This is a genomic window from Pedobacter jamesrossensis (assembly GCF_042650905.1).
Lineage (GTDB): Bacteria > Bacteroidota > Bacteroidia > Sphingobacteriales > Sphingobacteriaceae > Pedobacter > Pedobacter jamesrossensis.
The window spans coordinates 1-10,270 of sequence record NZ_JBHSBY010000089.1 but is presented as its reverse complement, the minus strand read 5'-3'; the positions used below and the strand labels follow the sequence as shown (position 1 = coordinate 10,270).

Annotated in this window: 9 protein-coding genes; 6 read left to right on the top strand and 3 right to left on the bottom strand. The window is 35.3% G+C overall.

Going from position 1 to position 10,270, the window contains the following annotated elements:
• Positions 1-133 precede the first annotated feature (133 nt).
• Positions 134-916, bottom strand: a complete 783-nt coding sequence (gene dapF, locus ACFOUY_RS09635) for a diaminopimelate epimerase (RefSeq protein ID WP_378960298.1) — start codon at positions 914-916, stop codon at positions 134-136.
• Positions 917-1,312: 396 nt separating this feature from the next.
• Here dapF and ACFOUY_RS09630 point away from each other — a divergent pair, with 396 nt between their 5' ends.
• The gene (locus tag ACFOUY_RS09630) at positions 1,313-2,863 is read left to right on the top strand and encodes a trypsin-like peptidase domain-containing protein (RefSeq protein WP_378960297.1); all 1,551 of its coding nucleotides are present in this window, start codon (positions 1,313-1,315) and stop codon (positions 2,861-2,863) included.
• A gap of 56 nt (positions 2,864-2,919) precedes the next feature.
• On the opposite strand, the gene ACFOUY_RS09625 is transcribed toward ACFOUY_RS09630, so the two are convergent.
• A complete protein-coding gene (locus ACFOUY_RS09625) occupies positions 2,920-3,264 on the bottom strand; it encodes a four-helix bundle copper-binding protein (RefSeq protein WP_378960296.1) in 345 nt (114 codons plus the stop codon).
• A gap of 451 nt (positions 3,265-3,715) precedes the next feature.
• On the opposite strand from ACFOUY_RS09625, the gene ACFOUY_RS09620 reads away from it, so the two are divergent.
• Positions 3,716-4,228, top strand: coding sequence for a hypothetical protein (locus ACFOUY_RS09620; RefSeq protein WP_378960295.1), 513 nt, complete (start codon positions 3,716-3,718; stop codon positions 4,226-4,228).
• A 361-nt stretch (positions 4,229-4,589) separates the two neighbouring features.
• Positions 4,590-4,781, top strand: a complete 192-nt coding sequence (locus ACFOUY_RS09615; protein WP_010599638.1) for a cold-shock protein — start codon at positions 4,590-4,592, stop codon at positions 4,779-4,781.
• Between the two features lie 67 nt (positions 4,782-4,848).
• Here ACFOUY_RS09615 and ACFOUY_RS09610 read toward each other — a convergent pair whose 3' ends face one another.
• The gene (locus ACFOUY_RS09610; RefSeq protein ID WP_378960294.1) at positions 4,849-5,964 is read right to left on the bottom strand and encodes a TlpA family protein disulfide reductase; all 1,116 of its coding nucleotides are present in this window, start codon (positions 5,962-5,964) and stop codon (positions 4,849-4,851) included.
• 341 nt (positions 5,965-6,305) lie between these two features.
• Between ACFOUY_RS09610 and ACFOUY_RS09605 the strand changes: the two genes are divergently transcribed.
• The 3 genes from ACFOUY_RS09605 to ACFOUY_RS09595 all read left to right on the top strand — a co-directional run bounded on the left by ACFOUY_RS09605 (position 6,306) and on the right by ACFOUY_RS09595 (position 9,844).
• Positions 6,306-6,986, top strand: a complete 681-nt coding sequence (locus tag ACFOUY_RS09605; protein WP_378960293.1) for a succinate dehydrogenase cytochrome b subunit — start codon at positions 6,306-6,308, stop codon at positions 6,984-6,986.
• A gap of 19 nt (positions 6,987-7,005) precedes the next feature.
• The gene (locus ACFOUY_RS09600; protein ID WP_378960292.1) at positions 7,006-8,985 is read left to right on the top strand and encodes a fumarate reductase/succinate dehydrogenase flavoprotein subunit; all 1,980 of its coding nucleotides are present in this window, start codon (positions 7,006-7,008) and stop codon (positions 8,983-8,985) included.
• Positions 8,986-9,073: 88 nt separating this feature from the next.
• Positions 9,074-9,844, top strand: a complete 771-nt coding sequence (locus tag ACFOUY_RS09595; RefSeq protein ID WP_378960291.1) for a succinate dehydrogenase/fumarate reductase iron-sulfur subunit — start codon at positions 9,074-9,076, stop codon at positions 9,842-9,844.
• Positions 9,845-10,270: the final 426 nt, after the last annotated feature.

Genomic DNA, 10,270 nt, shown 5'->3' with positions numbered 1-10,270 from the left:
TCTTTGATGGGTAGGGGTTGATTTTTCAGTAAGCTTAGAAAACACTAAATATTCATCAATAAATAAACTATTTTTATCAAACCTGATTTTTATCGGACAGTAATGAAAAAAAATTGAATAATGGTAATAACTATTATTCTACTTCTCCTTCAAAAACCAATTTTGCAGGTCCGCATAAAAATACATTGGTAAAGACATTGCCATCATAATCGAATTCGATTTTAATATCGCCGCCTAAAACTTTAATATCGGTTTTAATATGTCCGGTTTGATTTTTATGTTTTGCCATAGCCATAGCAACAGCAGTTACACCAGTTCCGCAAGCATAAGTTTCGTCTTCTACGCCTCGTTCGTAAGTACGTACAAAAAGATAATCGCCTTTGTCTTCTACAAAATTTACATTGATGCCTTTCTCACTATAAATATTATTGTATCGGATGTTTTTACCTTCAGTAAAAACATCAAAGTTTTTTAAATCGCTTTGTAAAGCAACGTAGTGTGGTGAGCCAGTATTAAGAATGTATGCTTCATTATCTTTGTTTATAATGTTTACATCAATCATTTGCAGGTCAACCCACTCGCCATTTTCTGAAATTCTGGCATAATGTGGGCCATCCACTGCCAAAAAGTTAGTTTCTTTTTCGATAAGACCAAGGTGTTTGGCAAAAGCCACAATACATCTCCCTCCGTTACCGCACATGCTGCCCAAATTGCCATCTGCATTAAAGTAATGCATTTCGAAATCGTAATCTTTATGTTTGGTTACAAACATTAAACCATCGGCACCTACGCCAAATCTACGGTGACAAAGTTGTTCTATTAGCGAATTATCGATGTTTTCTAATGGACTCATAGTATGGTCAATCAAAATGAAATCGTTACCTGCGCCTTGATATTTAAAGAAATTAATTTTCATGAAAGCTTCATTTTTTTATGCAATATTTGATTTGCAAAAATTATAAGCGCTTGTTGTTTCCTGATTTAACATTTTTTAACATAGAAACAAGTGCTTTTGTTATACAAATATCGTTTATATGGTATTAAATTTGAATAAACTTACGAAAGAAAATTTGAGCAGATAGAAACTGCCTGAGCATCTGCTTAAATCAAAGTGAATATGCTCTCGCGAATTAACAAAAACGAATTATTATAAGTAAACGAAAACAATTAGCTAGCAATTGGCCTTGTAATTACTCGTTGGGGTTTTTAAATAAAATTAATTAACATATGAAACCATTAAAGGCATATCAAAATTAGAACAATAAAATGCTTTTAATTTCTTCATGACTATAAAACAAAAATATATAAACACATGAAAAAAATATTAGGGATTACCGTGTTAGCTGCTTTTATAGGTGGAGCAGCAGCAATTGGAGGTTACAAACTAATTGAGCGTAACCAAACAGGAAGTACAATTTCAGAGAAACAAAATTTATATTTTGCCAATAACCCGCTTAAGGTAACCTCGGCAGGAGCGACCGATTTTACCCAAGCAGCAGCTGCGGTTGCACCGGGTGTGGTTCACATTAAAACAACTTATTCTTCATCTGGTAAAAGTCAGGGAGGTTCTTCTCCTTTTGATATGATGGAAGATTTCTTCGGCGGTGGTGGTCGCCAAATGCAACGCCAGCCAAGGGCAGCCTCGGGTTCGGGCGTAATTATTAGCCAGGACGGCTACATTGTGACCAATAATCATGTCGTAGAAAATGCAGAAAAAGTTGAAGTAGTTTTAACTGATAGACGTAAAGTTGAAGCTAAAGTTATTGGTAGAGATCCGAATACAGATTTAGCTTTAATTAAAGTAAATGCCACAGGTTTACCAGTTGTAAAAATGGGTAACTCTGATAATGTACAAGTTGGAGAATGGGTATTAGCCGTTGGTTTTCCTCTCGATTTACAAACTACCGTAACAGCTGGTATTGTAAGTGCAAAAAATCGAAGCATTGGTATTATTGGCCGTGAGCAACAAGGTAATGAGATTACAGAAGAGGAATATAGGGAATATCAGCGTACTGGTAAGAGACCAAAAGCACCAGTAAATACAAGTATAGAATCATTTATACAAACAGATGCGGCAATTAACCCAGGTAATAGCGGTGGTGCATTAGTAAATGCAAATGGCGAACTGGTTGGTATTAACTCTGCAATTGCATCGCAAAGTGGTTATAACCAAGGTTACGGTTTTGCAATCCCAGTAAATTTGGCTCGTAAAATTGTGGATGATTTTATGAAATATGGTTCAGTAAAACGTGGTTATATTGGCGTAAGCTTTGTGCCTTTAAGCGGAGATGAAAAACCAGAAGGCATTAAAACTAATGAAGTTAGTGGTTTATATGTTAATGATGTTGTAGCCAAGGGTGCCGCAGAAGCCGCTGGCTTAAAATCTGGTGATGTAATTAAGAAAGTAGATGGTGTAGTTATTAATGATTCTCCTGATTTACAGGAAAGAGTTGGTCGTTTAAATCCAGGTGATAAAGTTAAATTAACTGTTTTAAGAGATGGCTCTTTAAAAGATTATACAGTAACTTTAAAAGGCGAGGCAAGTATAAATCCTGCTGCCAATACTGCAGCAACTAAATCTGTTGAAGTATCAAAATTAGGTGCAACATTTGCACCAGCAACTCCTGCTCAAAAATCTAAACTAGGGATTAATAGCGGTGTTGTAGTAACTTCGGTAACCACCGGAAAAGCTTTTGATAACATTGGCGTAGAAAAAGGCTTAATTATTACTAAGGTAAATGGACAGCCTGTTAGTACCGTTGCGGAAGTTCAAAAAGCATTGCCACAAACCAGAAATGGCATGATTTACATGTCGGGTGTGAGCGAGCAAGGAACTTTTAACTTTAGTTTCCCAGCTCAATAATTAATTAAGAAATAAATTTAAAAACGCCTTTTGATGAAAATCGAAAGGCGTTTTTTTTAGTCCTGATTTATAGGTTCATGGTTTTCATGGCAAGCTTCTGCACATTCTTCGCAGGCTATGGCACATTGCCTGCAGTGTTCATGGTCGTGTTTACCACATTCTGCAGCGCAAAGTCTGCATATCTCTTCACAAATTAATAGGTATTGATGGCCAATAACAGAATCTCTTTGTAATAGTCTGGCTGCTTGAGTACAAATATCGGCACAATCTCTATCGAGCTTTATGCAGTCAATCATCATATTAATATCTTCTTCTTTTAAACATGATGAAGCGCAATGTTCGCAGGCCAATGCGCAGTCTAATAATACCTTAATCAAAGCATGATTGTTTCTCGTTTCCATATTTTGAAGTTTTAGTTAAATGTTTGTTACTTAATAACCTGTCAGGATATAAAGTGTTTTGAAAAATTTTGAATTAGTATTTTATAAACTCGTCTTTTTGAGCGGAGCTGAGAAATCTTTTAAAATAGCTATTCTAGGGTCTCTCGCAATGTTTTTGTTTTCTAAACCTGACAAAAGCGAACACGAACTCGATTTTTCAATCAGGTGAGCAAAGTGGTTGGCAGGACTTTCGGGACCGAAATGGACTGAAACCTGATTTTGAAATCAATTTTATTTCACTGCTTTGAAGCGATTTAAGTAATTAAGTCGTTTTGTTAACGAAACATGTTCATCCTAAATTCATAAACACGTTTTAGTTTCGTATTACCGATTGATAATCAGTGTTTACCGTTACTTAATAAATTAAAGAGTTTTATTATTTCATATTTGAATCAGCAACAAACCGAATATTATGGCTTTAGCTTACATCAACCTCAGTGCAAAACAATACTTCAATTTTATGTGTAAAACAGATTTTGAAAGACGGATATTTCACGATAGTTATAAAGAGTTTCAAAAGAAATCTAAAATATATAGCCAGAATAATACGCTGCACACATTTTCGCAAATGCTGCAAGAAAATGAAAAGGCAAATTCTTTGCATCAAAAACTTAATTATTCTGTTTTAAATACACTAATTGCACAAGAAAATAAGATTCCAATTTTAAGCGATTTAGATGGGAAATCAATCTTATTTGATTTGGCAGAATTGAATATTTACGCTTCTGATTTATTAAATAAAGCTGGGCACGTTGTTTATATAACCTACACCAGCACGAAATTGGTTTTGCACGAAATTGTTGGCGATTTATTGATTTTAAGCTACGATATAAAAGGGAATTTCAATGAAACTTTTATGGTGAAAATGACTGATGAGCTTATTGTTAATTACGAGCAAATAGAGGAATCGGTTTACAATAATTAGCTGTTTTCTTTCGAGTAGACTAAAAATATTAGGTAATATCGAATGGTATCTTTAAAAACAGTATGCCTCTGAATTTAAATTTTTTGCAAAAGTGTTGGTGCATATCCCCTGATTATGATGGAAACCAAATCCTAGGATGGCTTATGTTTTTGTGCAGAAGAGCAGAGGTAAAGGCAGTTTTGAGAGCACTTTGCTTATAAAGCAAAGTAATAAATCGAGCGCCGATGTGCTAAATCGTTCATCTAAATGGCGCTTAACAGTCAATAAATCAATATATTTAAGAATAATTTAGGGTTTTAAAATAAAAAATTGATTTATAGGTATTTAACCATATCTTTGAAACAAATTAAAATACAATATAATGCAACAAGGAACAGTAAAATTTTTTAATGAAACTAAAGGTTTCGGATTTATCACTCCATCTAATGGCGACGCCGAAATTTTTGTTCATGCTTCAGGCTTAATCGATAACATTCGCGAGAATGATACCGTAAACTACGATGTAGAAGAAGGTAGAAAAGGCTTAAACGCGGTAAATGTAAAAGTAGCTTAAGAAAACTCGAACACATAAATCGTAAAAAGTCCCGATGCAAATCGGGACTTTTTTGTTTATTGATTTTTTACTGAAGTCTTTTTCTTATTTCATCATTGATGAAGCTAGTTGTTAAATCGTTATTCATTAGAACTTTCCCTTCTTTATCTATTATAAAGAAATAAGGAATATTGTAATCGCTTAAATTTTTAGCATTGGGAGATTTTGCCCCTTTCAAATCAGAGAATTGTGGCCAATCAAGTTTGTCTTCTTTAATTACATTAACCCACCAGTTTCTTTTGGTATCTAAAGAAACACCTATAAATTCTACATCTTTATCTTTGTACTCTTTGTACAGAGAGGTTAAAAACTTACTGTTGTCTCTGCTTTTGGTGTTATAAGATGTCCAAACAATAACTAGATTAACCTTCTTCAGTATTTTTTTATTAAAAGAAGCTCCAAGCGGATTTTCGCCTTCAATATTAGGCATTTGGCTTCCAGCCATCATCCGGCTAGATCTTGTAATCTGAGCCAGTAAATCTTTTCCAGCTTTGCTTTCTTTTAAATCGTTGCTTAATGAATTAAATAGATTAACATAGGTTTCTGTGTAAGTATTTACTAAGCCAAGTTGGTCGAGTATAAATATTGTATTTAATGAATTTGGAAATTTTTGATGGAATGTTCTGATAATACTGAACTGTAGTTTTTCATATTTCTCCATCCATTTATTCAGGTTTTTTGCCTTTTCTTCCACATTTTCTCTTGTAGAATTATCCATTTCTGTTTGCGCAAGGCTTAAACTATCTGCAACATTTTTACTGATGGTCTCTTTAATTTTATAGTATTCGATAAATTCTTGACCTTTTTCTGATGGGCTAGATTCAAATGGGAAGGAGTCCATATCATTTCCATCAAGATTTAATTCAAAATCTCCATTGTCTAAATAGAACCAGTGTTCAGTGTCTTTGTTCTTGGTTTCTACCCGAAATACAGCATAGCCTTCGTTTGGCATGTTTATAGTGAATTTCTGATAGTTGTTGGTGATGTTCTCAATCTTATAGGTTTCTCCAGTTGCAGTACTGTAAATACTCATAACTGAGTTTGGCTTAAAGTTTTTAGTGCTTACACGGAATCGTGCTGTTGAGGGCTTGCATCCAGAAATAATCAAAATCAGAAATGCAGAAAAGTAGAGCAGTTTTTTCATATAATTTAATTGATAACGCAATATAACGAAAACCTTAGTTGATTTTTTTAGATTTGGTTGTTTTTTTAATTATTGATTTTTAAGCTTATAACTCTTTTGAGGTCCGGATGGAATCTTTGCTTTTAGTTTGATAATGCAAAATTTCAATCACAAAAATCAAATATGAAATTCAATTCCTGCTGCAAATAAGGTATTAATAGCCCAAAACGTTTCGATTTATTACGTTTATGCTTTAGAATGGTTCTAAATAAATGTTTTATCGCGGTTTTGTCATAATCGTTTATAAATTAAACTCATAATTAAATACTTTTGCAAGAAATTTAGATATAAATCCTAATCAAATGAGCGGTTTCGGAAATGCTTTTTCTTCATCAATAGGGAAGAAATTCATCATGGGTGTTACAGGTTTGTTCCTGATACTCTTTTTAATTGTGCACTGCGGTATAAACGCTTTAATTTTTATTAACGATGGTGGTTTAACCTTTAACGTTGGCGCACATTTTATGGCTACCAACTGGATCATCCGAGCTGGTGAGATTGTTTTATTTATTGGTTTGCTTGCCCATATTTTTCAGGCGTTAAGATTAACCTTGCAAAATCAAAAAGCAAGACCAGTAAAATATGCAGTTAACAATGGCAAAGCAAACAGTAAATGGTATAGCCGTTCAATGGGCTTACTTGGTACTTTGTTATTGATTTTTTTGGTTGTTCACCTAAAAGATTTTTGGGTAGTTTCTCGTTTTACAGGAATTCCGACAGTTGACGCTAATGGACACGAAGATTTATTTGCGGTAATGAAAGATAAATTTCAAGACCCTGTTAGAGTTGCAGTTTATATTTTAGCAATGTTCTCTTTATGTTATCACTTGTTGCATGGCTTTGCTTCTGCTTTCCAAACATTAGGATGGAACCACTCCAAGTATAACGGCATAATTAAAGGTGCTGGCGTTTGGTACTCGATTATTATTTCGATTCTATTTGCAGCAATGCCGATTGCAGTTCATTTCGGTCTTATTCAATAATTTTTAGCACAAAAGAGATATGTCAGATATTAATTCAAATATTCCAGAAGGCGAATTAACCAGCAAATGGACTAAATTCAAGTCTTCTGTGCCTTTGGTTAACCCATCGAACAAGAGAACTATTGAGGTAATTATTGTAGGTTCTGGTTTAGCAGGTGCTTCGGCAGCAGCTACCTTAGCCGAAATGGGTTATAAAGTTAAGTGTTTTTGTTTTCAGGATTCGCCTCGTAGAGCACACTCAATTGCTGCGCAAGGTGGTATCAATGCAGCAAAAAACTATCAAAATGATGGCGATAGTACTTATCGTTTATTCTACGATACGATTAAAGGTGGCGATTACCGTGCCCGCGAAGCCAATGTGCATCGTTTAGCAGAGGTAAGTGCTAATATTATAGATCAATGTGTTGCTCAGGGTGTTCCTTTGGCTCGCGAATATGGTGGCTTGTTAGATAACCGTTCATTCGGTGGTACACAAGTTCAGCGAACTTTTTATGCTGCTGGTCAAACCGGTCAGCAGTTATTATTAGGTGCTTATTCTGCTTTAGAACGCCAAATTGGTATGGGCAAAGTAGAAATGTACACCCGCCACGAAATGCTTGAGGTTGTTAAAATCGATGGTAAAGCTCGTGGTATTATTGCCCGTAACCTAATTACAGGGGAAATTGAGCGTCACTTCGGTCATGCTGTGGTATTGGGTACAGGTGGTTACGGAAACGTGTTCTATCTTTCTACCAATGCGATGGGAAGTAATGTAACCGCAGCTTGGAAAGCACACAAACAAGGTGCTTATTTTGCAAATCCATGCTACACTCAAATTCACCCAACTTGTATTCCGGTTTCTGGCGATCATCAATCTAAATTAACCTTAATGTCTGAGTCGTTACGTAACGATGGACGTATCTGGGTTCCTAAAAAGAAAGATGATAACCGTAAAGCTTCGGAAATTCCTGAAGATGAAAGAGATTATTATTTAGAGCGTCGTTACCCTGCTTTTGGTAACCTTGTTCCTCGTGATGTGGCATCGAGAGCTGCAAAGGAGCGTTGTGATGCCGGTTATGGTGTAGGTGCTTCTAAATTAGCCGTTTACCTAGATTTTAAAGCAAATACAGAACGTTACGGTAGAATAGAAGCTTCCAAAGCTGGTATACAAAATCCTGATAAAGAAACTTGTATGCGCTTGGGTACAGACGTAATTAAGGAAAAGTATGGTAACCTGTTCGATATGTATGCACAGATTACTGGTGAAAATCCTTACGAAACACCAATGCGTATTTATCCGGCGGTTCACTATACAATGGGTGGGCTTTGGGTTGATTATAACCTAATGACTAGTGTTGAAGGTTTATATTGTACTGGTGAAGCTAACTTCTCTGATCATGGCGCTAACCGTTTAGGTGCATCTGCATTAATGCAGGGTTTGGCAGATGGTTACTTCGTATTACCTTATACAATTGGAGCTTATTTATCGAAAGAAATTTCTGTTAAAGCAATTCCGACAGACCACCCTGCGTTTGTTGAGGCTGAAGAAAGAGCAAAGGGTATTTTAAATACGTTAATTGACATTAAAGGAACTAAATCGGTAGATCATTTCCACAAACGTTTGGGCCACATTATGTGGGAAAAATGTGGAATGGCTCGTAACGAAAAAGGATTGAACGAAGCCATTGCAGAAATCAGGGCTTTACGTGCTGAGTTTTGGAGCAATGTTCGAGTTCCTGGAACTGCCGATGAGTTAAACACAGAATTAGAAAAAGCTGGTCGCGTAGCCGACTTTATTGAATTAGGTGAGTTGATGTGTATTGATGCATTAAATCGTAATGAAAGTTGTGGAGGTCACTTCCGTGAAGAGTATCAAACTGAAGAAGGAGAAGCTTTACGCGATGATGAAAACTACGCATACGTAGCTGCCTGGGAATTTAAAGAAGGCGTAAACTTCGAGCTTCATAAAGAAGAATTGAAGTTTGAAAATATTAAAGTAGCACAAAGAAGTTATAAATAGTATCAAGATTTGTGTATCGAGTATCAAGACCTAGAAAATTTATCTTGATACTCGATATTAACTACTTGATACTTAAAATCTCAATATCATGAGTACAGGAAATATGAACTTAACGCTAAAAGTTTGGCGTCAGAAAAATAACAACACCAAAGGTGCTTTGGTTGATTATAAATTATCCGGTATTTCGCCAGATATGTCTTTTTTGGAGATGTTTGATGTGTTAAACGAAGATCTTATTACCAAAGGTGATGAACCAGTTGTATTTGACCACGATTGTCGCGAAGGTATTTGCGGTATGTGTTCAATGTTTATCAACGGTCGCCCTCATGGTCCGAAAGATTTAGTTACTACATGTCAGTTACACATGCGCTCTTTCAAAGATGGTGATACTATCGTGGTTGAGCCTTGGAGGGCAGCTGCTTTTCCCGTGGTTAAAGATTTAACTGTAGACAGATCAGCATTTGACAGAGTTATTGCCGCTGGTGGTTTTATTTCAGTAAATACGGGTAATGCACAAGATGCGAATAACCTTCCTATACCTAAAATGCAGGCTGATGCTGCTTTCGAAGCCGCTGCTTGTATTGGTTGTGGTGCTTGTGTTGCAACTTGTAAAAATGCGTCTGCGATGCTATTTGTATCTGCTAAAATTTCACAATTGGCATTATTACCTCAAGGCCAGCCAGAGCGTTATCGTCGTGTACAAAGTATGGTAGCACAAATGGATGCTGAAGGTTTTGGTAATTGTACCAATACCGGTGCTTGTGAAGCTGAATGCCCTAAAGGAATTTCTTTAGAAAATATTGCTCGTATGAACCGCGATTTTGCTTCTGCTAAATTCATATCAGAAGAAACGGTTTAAAAGTTATACTGTGCATTCCAAAGAAATTTGGAATCTTGAGCCTCAAACCTAGTTTGGGGCTTTTTTAGTGTCCTTATTTTTAATGAAAAGAAAATTGTTTTATCGGGAATTTAAATTTCTTCAAAGAAAGCAATTATTAATGTATTAAGGGGTTTTGAGAAGCGATACATAATGGTAAGAAAATAATCGAAAGTGCTTAGTTAAAAAACGAAACCTTTTAAAACAAATTATAATTTGTAAAATTGATAATTTTTCTATGTTAGCATATTAATTTTTTATCTAATTAAAAATTTTATTCTGTAATATTTGCATATACATTAAAGATTTTATAAATTTATTGTTCCGAGACAGGAGAGAAAACATAAAACCCCGGCAATTTGTCGGGGCTTTGTGTTTTCTGAGAGAAGGTTAATTTAAGCTTGTTTG